This is a genomic window from Streptomyces sp. NPDC001903, assembly GCF_042891345.1.
GTDB lineage: Bacteria > Actinomycetota > Actinomycetes > Streptomycetales > Streptomycetaceae > Streptomyces.
This window is the reverse complement of record NZ_JBIASZ010000001.1, coordinates 455,957-472,390: the sequence shown is the minus strand read 5'-3', so window position 1 is coordinate 472,390 and position 16,434 is coordinate 455,957. Positions and strand designations below refer to the sequence as shown.

The 16,434-nt window shown below is 66.9% G+C and carries 19 protein-coding genes; 8 read left to right on the top strand and 11 right to left on the bottom strand.

Annotated elements, in window-relative coordinates; genetic code table 11:
- Positions 1 to 4: 4 nt before the first annotated feature.
- From ACFYZS_RS02220 to ACFYZS_RS02185, 8 genes are all read right to left on the bottom strand, one after another.
- A complete protein-coding gene (locus ACFYZS_RS02220) occupies positions 5 to 184 on the bottom strand; it encodes a hypothetical protein (RefSeq protein ID WP_389005871.1) in 180 nt (59 codons plus the stop codon).
- Positions 185 to 275: 91 nt separating this feature from the next.
- Complete coding sequence (locus tag ACFYZS_RS02215; RefSeq protein WP_389005869.1) at positions 276 to 512, bottom strand: hypothetical protein; 237 nt, start codon at positions 510 to 512, stop codon at positions 276 to 278.
- A 1-nt stretch (position 513) separates the two neighbouring features.
- A complete protein-coding gene (locus ACFYZS_RS02210; protein ID WP_389005867.1) occupies positions 514 to 810 on the bottom strand; it encodes a SpdD protein in 297 nt (98 codons plus the stop codon).
- A 13-nt stretch (positions 811 to 823) separates the two neighbouring features.
- Positions 824 to 1,009 (bottom strand): mobile element transfer protein, encoded by a 186-nt coding sequence (locus ACFYZS_RS02205; RefSeq protein WP_030870979.1) that lies wholly within the window; start codon positions 1,007 to 1,009, stop codon positions 824 to 826.
- Between the two features lie 20 nt (positions 1,010 to 1,029).
- Positions 1,030 to 1,689, bottom strand: coding sequence for a DUF2637 domain-containing protein (locus ACFYZS_RS02200; protein ID WP_389005865.1), 660 nt, complete (start codon positions 1,687 to 1,689; stop codon positions 1,030 to 1,032).
- Positions 1,690 to 1,718: 29 nt separating this feature from the next.
- Positions 1,719 to 1,910: a hypothetical protein gene (locus ACFYZS_RS02195; protein ID WP_389005863.1), complete on the bottom strand. Its 192-nt coding sequence runs from the start codon at positions 1,908 to 1,910 to the stop codon at positions 1,719 to 1,721.
- A gap of 81 nt (positions 1,911 to 1,991) precedes the next feature.
- Entirely contained in the window at positions 1,992 to 3,341 is a 1,350-nt protein-coding gene (locus ACFYZS_RS02190) for an FtsK/SpoIIIE domain-containing protein (RefSeq protein WP_389005861.1), read from the bottom strand.
- A 2-nt stretch (positions 3,342 to 3,343) separates the two neighbouring features.
- The gene (locus tag ACFYZS_RS02185) at positions 3,344 to 3,676 is read right to left on the bottom strand and encodes a hypothetical protein (protein WP_030870987.1); all 333 of its coding nucleotides are present in this window, start codon (positions 3,674 to 3,676) and stop codon (positions 3,344 to 3,346) included.
- Positions 3,677 to 3,830: 154 nt separating this feature from the next.
- On the opposite strand from ACFYZS_RS02185, the gene ACFYZS_RS02180 reads away from it, so the two are divergent.
- The 3 genes from ACFYZS_RS02180 (at position 3,831) to ACFYZS_RS02170 (ending at position 6,076) form a co-directional block, all read left to right on the top strand.
- Positions 3,831 to 4,625, top strand: a complete 795-nt coding sequence (locus ACFYZS_RS02180) for a GntR family transcriptional regulator (RefSeq protein ID WP_389005859.1) — start codon at positions 3,831 to 3,833, stop codon at positions 4,623 to 4,625.
- Entirely contained in the window at positions 4,622 to 5,305 is a 684-nt protein-coding gene (locus ACFYZS_RS02175; RefSeq protein WP_389005857.1) for a YdcF family protein, read from the top strand. The genes ACFYZS_RS02180 and ACFYZS_RS02175 overlap by 4 nt, the downstream gene beginning before the upstream one ends.
- 78 nt (positions 5,306 to 5,383) lie before the next feature.
- A complete protein-coding gene (locus ACFYZS_RS02170; RefSeq protein ID WP_389005855.1) occupies positions 5,384 to 6,076 on the top strand; it encodes an HAD family hydrolase in 693 nt (230 codons plus the stop codon).
- Positions 6,077 to 6,728: 652 nt separating this feature from the next.
- Here the strand turns inward: ACFYZS_RS02170 and ACFYZS_RS02165 are convergent.
- Complete coding sequence (locus tag ACFYZS_RS02165) at positions 6,729 to 7,385, bottom strand: DUF3800 domain-containing protein (protein ID WP_389005853.1); 657 nt, start codon at positions 7,383 to 7,385, stop codon at positions 6,729 to 6,731.
- A 143-nt stretch (positions 7,386 to 7,528) separates the two neighbouring features.
- Between ACFYZS_RS02165 and ACFYZS_RS02160 the strand changes: the two genes are divergently transcribed.
- The 3 genes from ACFYZS_RS02160 to ACFYZS_RS02150 all read left to right on the top strand — a co-directional run bounded on the left by ACFYZS_RS02160 (position 7,529) and on the right by ACFYZS_RS02150 (position 11,962).
- On the top strand, positions 7,529 to 8,122 hold the full coding sequence (locus ACFYZS_RS02160) for a hypothetical protein (RefSeq protein WP_389005851.1): 594 nt from the start codon (positions 7,529 to 7,531) through the stop codon (positions 8,120 to 8,122).
- Between the two features lie 349 nt (positions 8,123 to 8,471).
- A complete protein-coding gene (locus tag ACFYZS_RS02155) occupies positions 8,472 to 9,773 on the top strand; it encodes a restriction endonuclease (RefSeq protein ID WP_389005849.1) in 1,302 nt (433 codons plus the stop codon).
- Between the two features lie 182 nt (positions 9,774 to 9,955).
- On the top strand, positions 9,956 to 11,962 hold the full coding sequence (locus tag ACFYZS_RS02150; RefSeq protein ID WP_389005847.1) for an ATP-binding protein: 2,007 nt from the start codon (positions 9,956 to 9,958) through the stop codon (positions 11,960 to 11,962).
- Between the two features lie 306 nt (positions 11,963 to 12,268).
- Here the strand turns inward: ACFYZS_RS02150 and ACFYZS_RS02145 are convergent, their stop codons facing one another.
- Together ACFYZS_RS02145 and ACFYZS_RS02140 are read right to left on the bottom strand one after the other, a co-directional pair.
- Positions 12,269 to 12,943 (bottom strand): hypothetical protein, encoded by a 675-nt coding sequence (locus ACFYZS_RS02145; protein WP_389005845.1) that lies wholly within the window; start codon positions 12,941 to 12,943, stop codon positions 12,269 to 12,271.
- A 72-nt stretch (positions 12,944 to 13,015) separates the two neighbouring features.
- Positions 13,016 to 14,113 carry a beta family protein gene (locus ACFYZS_RS02140; RefSeq protein WP_389005843.1) on the bottom strand — a complete coding sequence of 366 codons (1,098 nt, stop codon included), beginning with the start codon at positions 14,111 to 14,113 and terminating at the stop codon, positions 13,016 to 13,018.
- Between the two features lie 201 nt (positions 14,114 to 14,314).
- On the opposite strand from ACFYZS_RS02140, the gene ACFYZS_RS02135 reads away from it, so the two are divergent.
- Both ACFYZS_RS02135 and ACFYZS_RS02130 read left to right on the top strand, forming a co-directional pair.
- Positions 14,315 to 15,421 carry an acyl-CoA dehydrogenase family protein gene (locus ACFYZS_RS02135; protein ID WP_389005841.1) on the top strand — a complete coding sequence of 369 codons (1,107 nt, stop codon included), beginning with the start codon at positions 14,315 to 14,317 and terminating at the stop codon, positions 15,419 to 15,421.
- A complete protein-coding gene (locus ACFYZS_RS02130; RefSeq protein ID WP_389005839.1) occupies positions 15,418 to 16,404 on the top strand; it encodes an aldo/keto reductase in 987 nt (328 codons plus the stop codon). The genes ACFYZS_RS02135 and ACFYZS_RS02130 overlap by 4 nt, the downstream gene beginning before the upstream one ends.
- Positions 16,405 to 16,434 lie beyond the last annotated feature (30 nt).

Below are 16,434 nucleotides of genomic sequence, written 5' to 3'. Positions count from 1 at the left end.
GCGCTCACCTACCGATGCGGACGCGGACGGCGGGGACGGTGCGGCCGAGTCCCCGGCAGGTCGGGCAGTTGACGCGGATGGTGGTGCGGGTGCCGTCGGGGGTCCGGGTGCCGGTGGTGATCGTGGCGGTGGCGAAGCCGTCGCAGTCGCGGCAGACGGGCTTGGTCTGGGCGTGCTGAGGCATGATGAGGCTTCCCTTTCGGGTCCGTTGGATCTGGAAGTGGGTGCAGGCGCCGGGGCGGCGGTCTTTGGCGAGAGGGCCGCCCCGGGGCCGTTCAGCGGCGGCGGTTGTGACTGCGCGGGATGGGCGGGATGGAGTCGTAGGACTCCTGGCCGTCGCGGAAGTCGCTCAGGTCGGTCACGTCCTTGTCGTTGCCGACCTGCCGCATGATCCGGTTCATGGCCTTGGTGTCGCGATGGCGGCGCGCGATCGCGTACTCACGGCCGAGTTCGGCCATCTCTTCGTTGCGGGCGGGCTCGGGGGTGCTGTTCTTGCGGCTGAAGATGCCCATGTCAGTGACCCTTCGGGTTGTTGAGCAAGGAGCGGATGACGACGGCGCACACGGCGACCGAGGCGGCCGTGATGGCGACGGCGAGGAGCATGGAGACGAGGACGGTGCCGACGACCAGGACCGCGGCGCCACCACCGGCGACGAGGGCAGCGACGCTGCCGGGCGTGAGCTGGACGGTCGGGCGGGCAGCCGGAGCGGGTACCGGGGCCGGGGCGGTCGGCATCGGGACCGCGGCGGGTTCGGGGACCAGGTGGACCGGGGTGTAGGTGTCGGGCTTCGGGTACTTCGGCGTGAGCATGAGCGATCTCCTTTCAGGCTTTGCAGCGGTGGGTGCGGGCGGCGAGTTCGGCGCTGGCGCGGGTGAAGTAGTCGGCGGAGAAGTCGCAGCCCGGAGCGGTGCACACGGCGGTGTGCTTGGTGCGGCCCCGGCCGTCGTGGTGGGTGGCGACGCGCACCGGTCCGAAGCGGGCGACGTTGTAGAAGCGGTTCGGGCGCACGAGGTCTGTCTCCCTTCGTGTCAGGCGAGTTGGAGAGCGATGGAGTCCGCGAGAGCGTGCGGGACGCCGAGGCGGCTGCGCAGGGTTGCCGCGTCGATCGGGGCACCGGTCTGTGCCTGGTGGGCGTCCGCGATCTTTCGGGCGTGGTCGAGAAGCGCGGGCGGAACAGATACCGCGGACGGCGTGAGCGCGGGCTGCGGCGGTACGTGATCCGGGGCGGGTTCGGCCGGCGGCAGCTCGGGAGCCGGTTCCGGGTCCCGCTCCACGGTCAGGTCCGGAACGGGTTCGACGTGGGGCTTATCAACAGGCTCTGGCGCCGGTGTGGGTGCGTGGGCGAGGAGGGTGCCGCCGAGGAAGGCGAGTGCGGGCCAGCCCGCGACGAGGATGCGCAGCCAGGGCGGAACGTTGTGCAGGTCGAGCAGTCCGGCCGTGGCGACGTTGGCACCGAGCGAGGCGACGAGGGCGATGGCGAACCAGAGCCAGGCGTCGCGGTTCTCTGCGTTGGTGCGCATCCGGCGCCATGCGGCGACCAGCAGCAGGTCGACGCTGACCGGGTAGGCCCACGCCTTCCATCCGTCTTGTCCGGCCGCCGCAGCCAGATCGTGCAGGTGGGCGAAGGACAGGGCACCGGCAATGACGGCCTGGATGAGAACGGCGTCGAGGCGGAGGGTACGGAACACGAGTCACCTCCTTTCGGGGAGGATTCGAGTCAGGCGGTTCCGGTGCCGAGGCAGCTCGGGCAGAGCCCCGTCTGTGTGGCGCCGATCTCCCGGCGCTTGCGCCCGACCCGGACGGTCGTCGTGGTCTCCCCCGTCCCGTCGCAGGTGTCACAGGACGGCGGGACGGGAGCGGGCTTGGCCGAACGCGGCCGGCGGGTCGACGGCTTCGTGTCAGCGCTCATGGCGGTTCCCTTCGGATTCGGGCATGGGTCGGGTAGGGACCTGGCGCGAGATGGTCACGCCGACCGAGGGGGAGAGAACTGCTACGGCGTTGCCGGAGTCGGCTTCACCAGCGGGACAGACCCGGGGAACGCGGCGGAGGCGGGAACCACCGGCCGGTATGGGGCGAGGGCCGGAAGGGCCGGTGTCAGGTAGGCGTACTCGGCGCACACCGCGGCAGCCTTGGCCGCGCTCAACTCGGGCGTACGGATGCGGGACCAGCCGCCGGAGGAGTCGCCGGCCACCGCGACGCCGGGCAGGTCGGGCGCGATCGCCGTCACGGCCATGACCGCGTCCGGGGCGATGTCACCGAGACCCATGTCGGCGGTCTGCTTGTCGTTGACGCGATGGACCACGCGTCCGGTGAGCTGGGCCCGGAGGGTGGTGGCGCCCTTGCCGAGGTCGGAGCCGAAGCGCTGGCCGCAGATCTCCAGGTACATGCCGGCCGCGCGGGCCATCTGTCCGAGGCGGATCATCTGCATGACCATCCGGTCCCGGCGGTCCTCTTCCTTCTTGCTGGCCACGAGGAACAGTTCCGCGACCTCGTCCACGAGCACCACGATCGGCACCGGACGAACGTCCTCGGGCAGCGCCCACACGTCGGAGGCCCCGTAGTCGCTCAGCAGATCGAAACGGTCTTCCATCTCGCCCACCAGCGCATCCAGGAGTCCGGACGCCGTCTCGGGGGTCATGGCCAGCGCCGACAGCCGGGGCGCGTATCCCCGCTGCTCGACACCGCGCTTGCAGTCGATCCCGACCAGAGCGACCCGAAGCCGGGCGAGGCCCGCGACCAGGTTGCGCTGGTACATGGACTTCCCCGACTGGTTGGCGCCGAGCGTCAGCGCGTGCGGCACCTTCAGGTAGTCCCGTACGAACGCGGTGCCGTCCTCCCGGAGCGCGACCGTAACGGTCATGGGCCCGGAGGGGAGCCTGCGCGGCATCTTCACTCGGCGCAGTACGTCGTACCCGGTCATCCGAAGCTCGACGAACCCGGGCTTGGTCTCGAAGACGGTGATGGAGTGGACGCCCCAGGCGTGCCGCAGCCGTTCGGAAGCCGCGACCACGTCGGCGGGCTCCAGTCCGGCCGGCAGGCGCAGGGTGACCCGCATTCCGGTCGAGGAACCGCGTACGCGGCGGACCTTCGGCGGTACGGGCTGGACGTCGCTGCGGCGGGCGACGTTGCGGATCAGGAACGCCCGCAGGCGGGACGGCTGGACCGTCAGCCCGCACACGTCCATCGTGGCCCGGTACGTCACCGCGAACCGGACCCGTGCCACGGGCAGACCGGCCATGGCCCAGAACACGCGGGGCGCGCGGACCTTCGCGTATCCGAGACCACCGCCCGCACCGGCCAGGGGGAGGCCGACCTCCCATAACGTCGACAGGTCGGTCATGGTCAGACCCCGACCGAGGTGAGGGCGACGGCGCGGAACGAGATACCGTGCCGGGTCTGGCCGTTGAACGTGTTCTCCCAGTCCCGCGCCTTCAGGCCGATCACCGACACCGGCATGCCCGGCATCAGGCCCGCGGGGAGACCGGTCTCCGGAACGGTCACCTGGTAGAGGTTGCCCTCCCCCTCGTCCGAGATCAGCAGGCCCACCGTGGACAGCCCGGCACCGGTCTCCCGGTCGACGGCGCGCTCACCGGTCTGCTTGCTCACGAGCTTCGGGGTCGGGGCCGTGGCCACGAACACCACGGCAGTCGACGTGTCCACCTTGAACGACGGCATCAGTACCTCCAGCGTTGTCGGAGCAGCCCGAAGAGGACTGCCGAGGCTCGCTGTCCTAGGACTGCGAGCGACTAAGGAGATAGTGCATCGCAGTCCTAGGACTGTCAACAGTCCTAGGACTATGTTTGACTGATTCCGACGAGAGGAGTTCTAGATGGCGCCCAAGTGGCGGGAGCTGGCGGACAAGCTGGCGGAGCAGATCAGGCGGGGTGACTACACGCCGGGCCAGCGGTTGCCGCACATCAGAGAGCAGGTCGACGCCGGCGAGGGCTCCAAGGCCACCGTCCACGCCGCCTACAAGGCGCTGGAAGCGGAAGGCCTGGTCACCTCTTCCCGGGGCCACGGCACTGTGGTGCGACAGCAGGTGCCGCTCAAGCGACTTGGCATCGCCCGCTACGACAAGGCCAAGTGGCGCGACGGGGACGAGGTGGCGTTCATCGCGGACCGCGTGGCCTCAGGGCGGACCTACCGCCGCAATGAGCAGACCCAGTCAGTCAGCCTCGTCGAGGCACCCCCGGAGGCAGCGGCCGCGCACGGACTGCCGGCAGGCGCACAGGTCTACGCCCGTGCCCGACTGGTGAAGGAAGGCGACCAGCCGACACACACGCTGACCAGTTACTACCGGCCCGAGCACGTGGAAGGCACGCGCCTGGTGGATCCGACCCCCGGCCCGGCCGGCCGAGGTGGCGGATTTCGCGTGTTGTACGACGCCGGCTACGAGATCGACCACATGAAGGAGCGAATTTTCGCCCGTACGCCCACACCGGACGAGGCGAAGCTCTTGCAGCTGCCGCCGGGTGAACCGGTCGTCGAGCTGCACCGGACGACCTACACGGCAGACGGCACCGTGGTCGAATACGCCATCGGCGTGCACGCTGCGTCGCGATTCGCCTGGGAGTACGACTTCAACGTCCCGGACTCCACGAAGGACAGGGAAGGCCAGGAGTGATCTCGACGCAGGACTGGGCAGACACGCGGCGCCTTTGGGAGTACCACCAGATGGGCCACGCACCCCAACCGTGCTCCGTCGCGCTCGGGCTCGGCAGCCACGACCTTGGCGTAGCCGACACTGCGGCCGACCTGTACCGGAGTGGAATGGCCCCCCTGCTCGTGTTCAGCGGAGCCACCAGCCCGACGACGCGTGAACGGATGCCCCGCGGCGAAGCCGTGCACTACCGAGAGCGGGCGCTCGAACTCGGTGTCCCCAGCTCTGCCGTACTGGTGGAGCCGCGAGCTCGGAACACGGGCGAGAACATCCGCTTCTCCCGGCAGCTGCTCGAAGAGGCCGGCATTGAGGTGTCCTCGGTGCTGCTGATCAGCAAGCCCTACGAAGAGCGGCGCGCGTACGCCACGGCGCGGAAGCTGTGGCCCGAGGTCGAGATCGTCAGCGCTTCCAGCCCGATGACGCTGGAGGAGTACGTCGATTCCATCGGCGACACCCGCCTGGTGATCGACATGCTGGTCGGGGCGTTGCAACGCCTACTGATCTACCCGGCGCAGGGCTTCATGATCAGCCAGCCGGTACCGGACGACGTGACCGAGGCGTACGAGCGGCTGTGCCAGCGAGGCTTCACGAACCGACTCCTGCTGAACGACGCCGGTCAGGCTCGGAGCCAGGCGCAGCAGTGACGACCGGGGAGTACACCTGGGCGCAGCGAGGCATACGGTTCGAGAGCGACCGAGAGACCATCGGAAGGGACTTCGACCTTGACGCACGATGACCGCCTACCGGGAGTCCTCGCGAGCGCGCGCGTGATCTTCTTCGACTTCGATGGGCCCGTGTGCGACGTATTCGCCGGACTTCCTGCCCCGGAGGTCGCCAAGCAGCTCACCGCACTGCTCGCAGCGCAGGACGAGGCCGCGGGTGCCAAGGCCGCCGCGACAGACGATCCGATCGAGGTCATGCGCATCGCGCACGAGGTCGGCGACGAGATCGGCCGGAGGGTAGAACAGGCGCTGACGGCAGCTGAGGTTGAAGCCGTGGCGGTGGCCGGCTCGCCGACCCCGGGGGCGATGGAAGCCCTTCAGGCCGCGCGTGCCTCGGGGCGGCCGGTGGCGGTAGTGAGCAACAATTCCGCCGAATGCGTCCAGCGCTTCCTGGAGGAGCACGGGCTGGGGGGATACGTCGTGAAGGTCATCGGTCGACCGTCCGGGCAGCCTCACCTGATGAAGCCGAACCCGTTCCCACTGATTGGGGCGGCGGAGCAGATGCAGATGGATGTCACGCACTGCACCCTGATCGGTGACTCGCTCACGGACATCCAGGCCGCTCATGCCGCAGGGACGACGGTCATCGGCTACGCCAACAAGCCCCACAAGGCTGATCTGTTCGCCGAGGCGCAAGCTGATGCCGTCACGGACGACATGCAGGCCATCGCCGACGCACTCACCACGGCGTAGCCGAGGAGCAGCGGGGGACCTGTTACAGGTTTCTCTACCTCATCAAGCACCCGGCTGCGCTCCGCTCCGCCGGGCGGGCTTCCCGGCTCCGCTCGGGGCGACGCTCCTGCCTTCGGCCCGCTCCGCCCCCGCTGCGCCGACGCCCGCCCCTGCAAGACGGGATAGGCCAAAGGGCATGAGGCAGTCCCCTACGGCCTCCGGTTCCATCTGTCACCGACATGCCTCCGGCGGGGGCCTCAGGCTCCAGGATGGCGGGGGCGCCGCTGGCGGGTGCCGGCCGTGGATGGCTGGGGTGGGGAACTCCCATCCCGTCTGCCATCGGCCCAGGACAAGCCGAGCAGACACGGCACCGGGCGTCCAGGTCGTACGTCCAGTTGGGCGCTCCACCTGGACGCCCGGCACCGCGCCTGCTCCACATGCGTGTGGGCCGACGGCAGACGGGATGGGAGTTGGGGGTGTGCGTGATGGTGCCCCTGCCTCACGCCGTCCGAGAGCATGCTCCGCAAGGCTTTATTGGATCACGCGTTCGAATTAGAATCGGCATGAAAGGTGCAGCACGCTTGACGGCACGTACGTCTTCGGGTTGCATTGCAAATGGCCAGTGACAAGGGGTCCAGGGGACCTCTTCCCAGATCTTGGGATAGCTGGCCCTCTACTTTGCCAGCCCCCACGGCCTGAAGGTCGTCGCCAGTGTCGGCTCGACGCTCGACTCGTACCAGGGGCACTTTCGATCTTCGAGTACTCGCTGCACCGCCCAGAGCCCGTAGTCGGCGACTTGAACACCCCACGAAGTTGGAGCGTTCCAGACGCAGAGGACTATCTCGCGATCCGTTGCAGACTGACGGCAGACGTCTTCGAGAGCATCCCGGGCGGACCCCTCTTTCTTGTTGGTGGTCAGGGAGGCCGCTATCACGTAGACGGTGTCGCCGGGCAAGCTGACCCGTCGAACTATCTCCTTGAAGTGCAGGTACCACGCCAGCTTGTAGAGACGCATCTGGCCGGCGGCACGCACGTAGCTGTAGGCGTTCTCCTTCGCCAAGAAGGTCGTGTCGAACCGGGGAGCTTGGGCTCTGATGAGGTCGAACACCTCACCCCTCGTGGTGTGCGAGTCGTTCTTGGCGTGCAGCCCCTGAGGCACCGACACACCTCGACGCTCAAGCCGACACCTGAGCTGAAGGCCCTCCCAGAGAGCGTGGCCGTGGTCACCAACGAACACGGCCGTACCGAAGCCGAAGTACCTACTGGCGCCCGGCGAACCCGACATGTCCAAGTCGCCTGTCTCATCGGCGTACATGTAGATCTCGGCCACGGACAACCTCCGTTCCTATGCTCCCTTTTTGCCCACGCATGAGCGGCTACGGACATCAACTCCGCTCATACGCAGATATGTTGGCATGCCCAGTTGAGTCATTTCCGAGGTGAGGGCCTTATATGTCCACGTAACGTGGACGCGTGGACGAGGTACCTGGCGAAAATTCATTGATCAACAAAACGGCAAGGTACAGCTTCGACCCTGGCCGACCATGGCCTTGGGTCTCCTACGACGATCCCGCATGGCCTCTGGAGCCATGGATCGCCATGAACGAGGAAGATCTTGCCGATGCGGCTGTGCGGTTCGGCATCTGGTATCTCAGGGGAGGCATGGAGGGGATGACCACCCTGAGGGCGGCTGCCCTATTCGAGGATGCGGTGCGTCGCGTGGTGGGCGATGTCGTAGCTGAAGCTCGCACCCAGCGGTACTCCTGGGGGCGGATAGCCCTGTGCTTCCGCGTCGGCCGAACGGCGGTGCAGAAGCGGTTCGGGAGGCATCCAGAACCGAGCCGAGCTCAGTCTCTGGAGGACCAGTACCGATGGATGAGCGAGTACCTCTACGCCGCCGATCGCGACGCCCAGAGCGCGTATCCAGACCGAGCCGAGGTGGCCGCTACTCGAGAGCGATGCATTCGCAGAAGGAGAGGCCACGTCCTAGATCCGCTGGATGGCCTTCACAAGGTTCTACCGAGGAAGCGGAGATCAAGTACTGGGGAGCGGGGCACTGCCACCTGAGTGCACACTCGGCTAGCAGTCCAGCATCGAGGTACCGGAGCCATGTCAGTCCATTTCCGGAGACTGCGAACCTCCGAGTCTTCAGAGTCGCCATCCGGACTGGAGCCATGGGTCGGAAGGCCGGCTGTGCCAGACGCGTGCCAGGTAGGGCAGCGAACTGCGGTCAACGGCGGGTGTCAGGACGAAGCCCAAGGGTCTCTCTGACGCCCGTCTTCGCTGGTCAACGGCCGGATGATGGGTGCAAGATCGGTGATTCCCAAGCTCATAGCGATGAAGTACGACCTGCCTGTCAGTGCTGGCCGCTACTGTCACTGAAGATCGTCAGACCCGTGCCGCTATGGGGGTATACGTGGGTGGTCAGTTGCGTGTTGGTCAGGTCTACCGCTACGCGACCGGCAAGGATCCGGTGCCTGAGGAGTTGCAGGGATACCCCAACTTCCACCATGTAACTCACTCACCGGAACTCGCCCGCGCCCTGTTGGAGGCCGGGATCAACGGGATGGCGAGGGTTCGGACACCGGACGGGGAGCGGCGGCCGGTGATTCTCATCCGGTCGAGTCCCTGGAAGGCCGGCACCGAGCAGACGCCCTGGCACGACGTGTTCGACATGGACAACGGGCACGTCCGATACTTCGGCGACCACAAGGCCACCACCACCGTCGCGCCCGGGAAGACCAACGGCAATGCAGCCCTCCTTGATGCCTTCACCGGGCACCAGGGGCACACGCCCGAGGAGCGAGCCACCGCCATTCCGTTGCTGCTGTTCCGCGCGGTCTCGCGCAGCGGCAAGGTCAAGGGGCACGTCGAGTTCTGCGGTCTGGGGATCATCGAGCGGGCCGAGCGGCTGGTGCAGTGGGGCGGCAGCGACCATACGACGTTCACGAACTACGTCTACGACATCGCTCTCATCGACCTCACGGACGAGGACGACAAGGTCTCATGGGAGTGGATCGACTCCCGCAGGGACAAGACCGCGCCCGACACGGAGACTCTCGAACTCGCCCCGCGGGCTTGGCGCGAGTGGGTCAAGCACGGGAACTCAGCCCTGCCCAGGATCCGCCGGCGGGTTGCCCGGGCCAAGGTGACCAAGGTGCCCGAGCAGCGCCCCAAGCCAGGAACCACCGAAGCCAAGGACCTGGAGCTGATCTACAAGTACTTCGACGGCCGTAAGCACGACTTCGAAGCCGTCGCCTCCGCGGTCGCGGCCCGTGTGCTGCGCGGGGCTGGGAACAGCTACGTCGAGGGCTGGCTGACACGCAGGTCAGGCGATGGCGGGGCAGACTTCGTGGGCCGGCTCGACATCGGCAGCGGGCTCGCCGGCACCAGTCTCGTCGTCCTCGGCCAGGCCAAGTGCGTCAAGCTCGACAACCTGGTCACCGCCGAGCAGATCGCTCGCGTCGTGGCTCGGCTGCGACGTGGCTGGATCGGCGTGTACGTCACGACTGGGGCCTACTCAGTGCCCGCACAGACGGAAATGGTCGAAGACCAGTACCCGATCGTCCTCATCAACGGGTTGAACCTGGCTCGGGAGCTCAGGAGCATGGCCCGGGACGATCACGGCGGAGACCTCGAAGCATGCATCGAGCACATACTGACGGGGCGGGAGACTGCGGTCACGAACCGTCGTCCGGAAGAGATTCTCCTTGAGTAGGAGTAGAGAAGTCAGCCGATCAGGCTCCGCCACCTGACGCACGCCTCACGGCATGAGTTGATGTTGATCAAGCCTCCCTGAGGCAGGCCCCCAGGACCGGTTGCGCGCCCGTTAGCAGACCAAGCACCCGCAATCGCGCCAAGCACTGCCAACGGGCACCAGAGACGTCTACAGTCTGCCTCATGTCGACTACTGAGAGCCCTCGCGAATTCAAACTGACCGTGCTCGGGCGGACGTTGGAACATCTCGGCACTCAGATGTACAAGCGACGCGACGTCGCCATCGCTGAGCTGGTCGCAAACTGCTGGGACGCTGGTGCCACCCGTGTAGATATCAGCCTTCCCTCGTCGAGTGCATACGACCCAGACCTAAGTGAAGTAGTGGTTCAGGACAACGGCGTCGGAATGTCAGATGAGGAGGTGGAGGAGAACTACCTTGTCATCGGCCGGAACCGGAGGACCGAGGGCCAAGAGGCGGCTAAAAATCGACGCATCATGGGTCGGAAAGGCGTTGGAAAGCTCGCCGGCTTTGGTTTCGCGAGGAACATGCAGGTCCTGACTTGGCGCGAGGAAGAATCTTGCACTATCGAGCTCAACGCCAAGAACCTCAAGGCAGAACCTAACAAGACTCGCGAAGTAACGGTGCCCGGACACATCGGACCCACGCCCGCGTTTGTAACCACTCAGTCCGGAACGCGGATCACCATGAGCAATCTCAAGCATAAAACGCCGGTGGACACAGACAGTCTCACGCAGGCGCTTGGCAGGCGGTTTAGCAGGACGGTTCTCGGAGAGATGGAGATCTTCGTCAACGGTAACCGCGTGGGAGAACCTAAGGTAGATTTCGAAATTCGCTACCCCACCGACGGGTTCAAAGAGGAGCGCCTGAGCGACGGCCACGCGATTAAATGGTGGGCGGGATTTAGCTCAAAAGTGCTACCGAAGGAACTCCAGGGATTCACCATTCAGGTAAACGGAAAAACAGCTCAAGCTCCTCCATATTTCTTTGATGTGGAAGGCACGGCGAGTGGACAGCACGGAACGAAGTACCTGACTGGCGTAATCGAAGCAGACCACCTGGACGAAGAATCCGATGACGAGAGCGATCGAGTCTCCACGGACCGCCAGGAGATCGACTGGGACGACACCGCCTCCGAACCGCTGAGGAATTGGGGTGATGAGACGACTCGACGGCTGCTTCGCGACCGGGTGGAGGCGAGAGGTACGCAGGTCGAGAACTACGTCGACAATCAGCCTGAATTCTCAGCACGAATCTCCCGCCTAGACCAGCAATCGGCATCACGAGTTCGACAGTTCCTGAACCTACTCGGACGATCAGGGACGGAGAACGACCGTGTCGACCCGCTGGCCGACACAATTCTTCGAGCATTCGAATACCGTCAATTCCACGACTTCATTACCGCGCTTGACGCGGCAGCAGCGTCCACAGATCCCGATGAATTCGCACTTGTAGTAACACACATGAAGGATTGGCGGCTCCTGGAGAGTCGCGCAGTCCTGGAAATCATCAAGGGGCGACTTGACATAGTCGACAAATTCTATGACTTTATCGTCAATGATACCCCCGAGACTGCCAAACAGAGGGGGCGTGAGAACCTGCACGACCTGATCGCCGACTATCCGTGGCTCATCAATCCCGAATGGCAGGTACTTTCCGAAGAAAAGCGAATTACCACCCAGCTGCGCGAATGGGGTGCCGCCGACATCGGCGATCCCGAGTACGCCGGCAGGTACGATTTCATCGCGCTTGCCGGAGATGGAGAGCTGGTGGTAATTGAGATCAAGCGCTCCGGCCATGTAGTCACTACCCGTGACCTATTCAATCTTGAAGAATATGCGACGCGGCTAGGCCGCGCGCAGAAAGTAGGCTACAGGGCATTTATCTCAGGCGATAGTTACGACATCGACGCCAGTACGCAAAGAATGTGGGAAAGCCAGCCGGATCGAGGCCTGCTCACTTGGCGAGAGATTCATGAGCGGATTCGCTCGCATTATGAACATTACCGATCTGTACTCGAAGGAAACACGGAAGATTCACATTTCACCCGGAAATCCATCGAAGTAGCTCGCACAAAGGAGGTCTTGCAGAACGGCGCCTACAGGGGGGTAGCCCGGCGAGCAACTGGGCTCGGTCCGCAGGACCTTCCTTATCCGGACGCGCCGCAGTGATGCGTGCCGGACACGGCCTATTTGTGGACGGCTGAGCCGCATCTTCATCCTTCCAGCTCTCTGAGCTGCTGAAACACGTGATGCGCAGGGGGCCTCCGGAGCCGTGTGCGCAGGTTCGAATCCTGCCGGGGGCACTCCAGCTAGGCAGTGTGTAAGTGTCGCTGACCAGCTGAAGTGCCAAAGAAGAAGCCCCGAACTCAGTCCCACTGGGTCCGGGGCTTTCTCGTTGTCTCTCGCCTGTCCGCGCGTGAGGGGTGCGTGAGTGGGCAGGGGCGCTCTGCGCGTCGGGCGGCGGGCGGCCCGGGCTCAGTCCGTTTCCCGTACGTAGCACCCCGGGTATGCGCTGCCGGAGAACTTGGGCAAGTCGTTCCGGAAGAAGTAGATGCCCTCTCGGCTCGCTCCCGTGCGGATTTCGTCCGCGGCTTTCTTCGAGATGAGAATGCAGAACTTGCTCGCCAGTGGACCGCGACCGCCCGCCCGGTCCAACTGAAGCGATCCCTCATACCTGCCGGGCTGGAAGCTCCAGCGGTCGGCCTGGAACAGGAAGATCGGCTGCTGAGGCTTGTCCTGACTGACCATGAACGGTGCGGGATCGCCGGACCACCGGTACGAAAGCCACTCCTGAGCCGGGTCGAAGTTCCATGTGCCGACCTCCTTCCAGTAAAAGGTCGGCCTCTTCGGAGGGGACGTCGCGCCCGCCGGCCTCAGGTCGAGGCGTGCGCCCCGAACAAGCTCGACGTCCTGCGTTCTGACCCTCGTGGAGACGGTCGGCTGAACGTAGAAGTGAGTGTCCATGCCCATCATCCCGATGCGCATGAGATGGGGAAGTGCCAGATCGGTCTCCGGCTTCTTCTGGAGTTCTGTGAAGTTGTAGAGCGAGAAGGACAGGGCGACGACAGCGGCCACCGTGGCGGCCCACTTGTGCACGGCGTCGAAACGACTGCTCCGAGCCGCCGCCGTCCCGTCATCGCTGTCGACCATGCTCCTACTCTGGCCCCGGATCACGGTCCTCAGCCCACGGTGTTACTCCATCCGACCGCAGGCTCACGGATCTCAGAGGTGTCCCGACGCGTCGAGGTCGGCCGTCACCACTGCCAGATGGTGCGAGGTTGCCCAGGCCCGCCACTGCGTACCGCCGCCGGCTTTGGACCTCCGTCCCAGCGCGCACTCGTTCAGACGTGCATCGCCCCATGAGGTTCGCGCCCCCGTCGCAGGCCAGTGCGGAGATGCGACGAGGTCGGCGCTCAGGGTGAAGAAGTCGTCGTTGCCGGAGCGGACCCGCGGATAGACGAAGACCTGCCATGCGTCCGGTGTCGTGTAGCGCATGTTGGGATCCGGAGTTCCACGAGATTGCGCCGGCATCCGGGGATGGGTCACACCGAAGTCCCCGAAGTCCGGGGACCTTCCGCGGCATCCGCTCAGGACCCGCCTCCAGAGCTGGGCATCATGCCGGGCCACCGGCGTCGCCCGGCCCCTCGGGAACCCGGTCAGGTTGGCGGGAAAAGCTCCGGCGGCAATGCATTCGCGGCGCCAGCCCCATGGGGAGAGTGCCGTGAGTGCGGCCAAAGCGCGGTCGGCCGACCGATCTCGCACGATGCTCGATTGCACCGGCCCGGCGTCGATGAGCAGGTCGACCTCTTCCGGATCCAGGTGGAGCGCCTTGAGCAGGCCCCGGATCTGCCCGTGGTCGGGAATGGACTCCGCCGTGTCGGCGGCGACGGACAGACGGAGGCAGACACCGCTCTGGTGCAGAGCGATCGCCTGCGCAGCCTCGGCCAGGACCTCGCGCGAATCCGTGTGCCGGACGACCGGGCACATGGCCACGCCGCGGAGGGCGAGAGACTCGCCGAGACGGGCCACAGGGCCACCCGCGTCGCCCTCGAGGACTCGCGCCGTCGGCAGGGCGCCGCTGTCCACCGTCAGGACGGCGCCCTTCGGCACCGCGTCCATCGCGCGGTCGCAGAAGGTCTCCAGGACATCCCGCACGTCCGGGTCGGGGACCAGCTCCATGACGGGGCGGATGCGGGAGCGGACGGTCGGTGTGACGTGCTCGAGGGCCGAGAACTCCCCGGCTTTGCCCTTGAGTATCGGAACGTATGCCAACGGCTTCCCCCAGCGCACTCGGCACCAGCCAGTGGATATCTCGCTCACTCCCACCAGAGTGTGATGAAAACCCGCCATCTCGGATAGATGCCCATATCGGCCACACGGCTGAATCGCGCCCATGGGGAACGGCCGGTGCACGCGGGTCGCGCGCTGGTCGCGAGGGGCCGGCTCCAGGCGTGTGCGAGTGGGGGTTGAGGGGGGTGTGGGATGGTCCGGCCGCTCATCGGTGTCTTTCTAGGAGGCGGGATGGTTACGGGGACCGGGCTTGTCGAGCGGGCCGGGGAGTTGAGGGAGTTGGCGCGGCGGCGGGCCGGCGACGCGGAGGAGCAGCGGCGGCTGGCTCCGGATGTGGTGGCCGGGGTGCTGGAGAGCGGGTTCGCCCGGCATTTCGTGCCCGTCCGGTTCGGTGGGGTGAAGGGCGGCTTCAGTGAGTTCGCCCGCGCCGTGGCCGTCGTCGCCGAGGGGTGTGCCGCTGCCGCCTGGTGCGCCTCCGTCGCCTCCAGTCTGGCTCGGGTGGCCGCCTTTCTGCCCTCGGAGGGGCAGGTCGACATCTGGGGCGGAGGGGCTGACGCGTACGTCGTCGGGTCGCTCTCGCCCCTGGGGAAGGCCGTCCCGGCGCCCGGTGGGTGGCGGGTGTCCGGGAGCTGGGCCTACATCAGCGGCGTCGACTATTCCGACTGGGTCGTGGTGTGCGCCGTCCTGCCCGGTGGTGGGGGCGCGCGGTTGTTCGCACTGCCCCGGGGGGCCTACGCCGTCAAGGACACCTGGACCGGGTCCGGCATGCGGGGTACCGGGAGCAACACGGTCGTCGTCGACGACGTGTTCGTGCCCGAGTCGCGCAGCGTGGACCGGCAGCGGCTCACCGACGGCGCCGCCGCGCCGATCCAGGCCGTCAACGGGCTGTCCTGCGCGCCCGCGGCCCTCGGCGCCGCCCGCGGCGCGCTCGGGGTGTGGACCGCCGACACCGCGCGGCGGCTCGCGCGCGGCGGCGGGAAGACCGGGGGCCCCGGGCCCGCCCTCAGTACGTACGAGGCCGTCCTGGCCCGCAGCTCCGGTGAGATCGACGCCGCGGCGCTGCTGCTGGAGCGGGCCGCGCACGCCGCCGACCGGGGCGTGCGGATCACCGAGGCGGAGATCGCCCGCAACGTGCGCGACTACGCGCTGTCCGCCGAGCTCCTCGTCGCCGCCGTCAACCGGATGTACGCGGCTTCCGGTACGTCCGGGCAGAGCACCGGAAGCCCGCTGGAGCGGGCCTGGCGGGACGTCAACTCCATCGCCACGCACATCGCCCTGGCCTTCGATCCGGCCGCCGTTCTCTTCGCGTCCCGTCCCTTCGCCCTGGAGGCAGCATGACCGACATCCCCACCCGGCACCTGGGTGCACTGGCCGTTTCCGCGCAGGGCCTGGGCTGCATGGGCATGAGCCACGGCTACGGTGCCACCGACGACGCGGAGTCGATCGCGACCCTGCACCGCGCCCTCGACCTCGGGGTGACGCTGCTGGACACCGCCGACTTCTACGGCAGCGGGCACAACGAGGAGCTGATCGGCCGGGCCGTCGCCGGGCGCCGCGACCGGGTCGTGCTGGCCACGAAGTTCGGCTTCGCCAACCGGCTGGGCGACCCGACCCTCGTACGGGGCGACGCCGCGTACGTGCGGCAGGCCTGCGAGGCGTCGCTGCGCCGTCTCGGGGTCGACCACATCGACCTCTTCTACCAGCACCGGGTCGATCCGAAGGTCCCGATCGAGGAGACCGTCGGCGCCATGGCCGAGCTGGTGCGGGCCGGGAAGGTGCGCCACCTCGGCCTGTCCGAGGCCGGCGCGCAGACCATCCGCCGGGCGCACGCGGTGCACCCGATCGCCGCGCTGCAGAGCGAGTGGTCGCTGTGGTCCCGGGACCTGGAGGCGGAGATCCTGCCGGTCTGCCGCGAGCTCGGCGTCGGGGTGGTCCCGTACGCCCCGCTCGGGCGCGGGTTCCTGACCGGCCGGTACGGCTCGGTGGAGAAGCTGGCGGAGACCGACGTACGGCGGGGGCACCCGCGCTTCGCCGACGGCAACCGCGAGCGGAACCTGGCGATCGTCGCGAAGCTGGACGAGCTCGCCGCGGCGAAGGGGGTCACCGCCGGCCAGCTCGCGCTCGCCTGGGTGCAGCACCGGGGCGAGGACGTGGTGCCGATCCCGGGCACCAGGCGCCAGAGCTACCTGGAGGAGAACCTCGCGGCCCTGGCCGTCGGGCTCACCCCCGAGGACCTCGCCGCGATCGAGGCCGCGGCCCCGCCCGAGGAGATCGCCGGCACCCGTTACGACGCCACCGGGCTCACCTTCGTCAACGGCTGAGCCCGCGCGCCCGTCCACCCGCCCGCCCAC

Coding starts and splice junctions, on each gene's coding strand:
- ACFYZS_RS02220 (WP_389005871.1), bottom strand. CDS start 184: ATGCCTCAGCACGCCCAGACCAAGCCCGTCTGCCGCGACTGCGACGGC.
- ACFYZS_RS02215 (WP_389005869.1), bottom strand. CDS start 512: ATGGGCATCTTCAGCCGCAAGAACAGCACCCCCGAGCCCGCCCGCAAC.
- ACFYZS_RS02210 (WP_389005867.1), bottom strand. CDS start 810: ATGCTCACGCCGAAGTACCCGAAGCCCGACACCTACACCCCGGTCCAC.
- ACFYZS_RS02195 (WP_389005863.1), bottom strand. CDS start 1,910: ATGAGCGCTGACACGAAGCCGTCGACCCGCCGGCCGCGTTCGGCCAAG.
- ACFYZS_RS02190 (WP_389005861.1), bottom strand. CDS start 3,341: ATGACCGACCTGTCGACGTTATGGGAGGTCGGCCTCCCCCTGGCCGGT.
- ACFYZS_RS02185 (WP_030870987.1), bottom strand. CDS start 3,676: ATGCCGTCGTTCAAGGTGGACACGTCGACTGCCGTGGTGTTCGTGGCC.
- ACFYZS_RS02180 (WP_389005859.1), top strand. CDS start 3,831: ATGGCGCCCAAGTGGCGGGAGCTGGCGGACAAGCTGGCGGAGCAGATC.
- ACFYZS_RS02150 (WP_389005847.1), top strand. CDS start 9,956: ATGTCGACTACTGAGAGCCCTCGCGAATTCAAACTGACCGTGCTCGGG.
- ACFYZS_RS02145 (WP_389005845.1), bottom strand. CDS start 12,943: ATGGTCGACAGCGATGACGGGACGGCGGCGGCTCGGAGCAGTCGTTTC.
- ACFYZS_RS02135 (WP_389005841.1), top strand. CDS start 14,315: ATGGTTACGGGGACCGGGCTTGTCGAGCGGGCCGGGGAGTTGAGGGAG.
- ACFYZS_RS02130 (WP_389005839.1), top strand. CDS start 15,418: ATGACCGACATCCCCACCCGGCACCTGGGTGCACTGGCCGTTTCCGCG.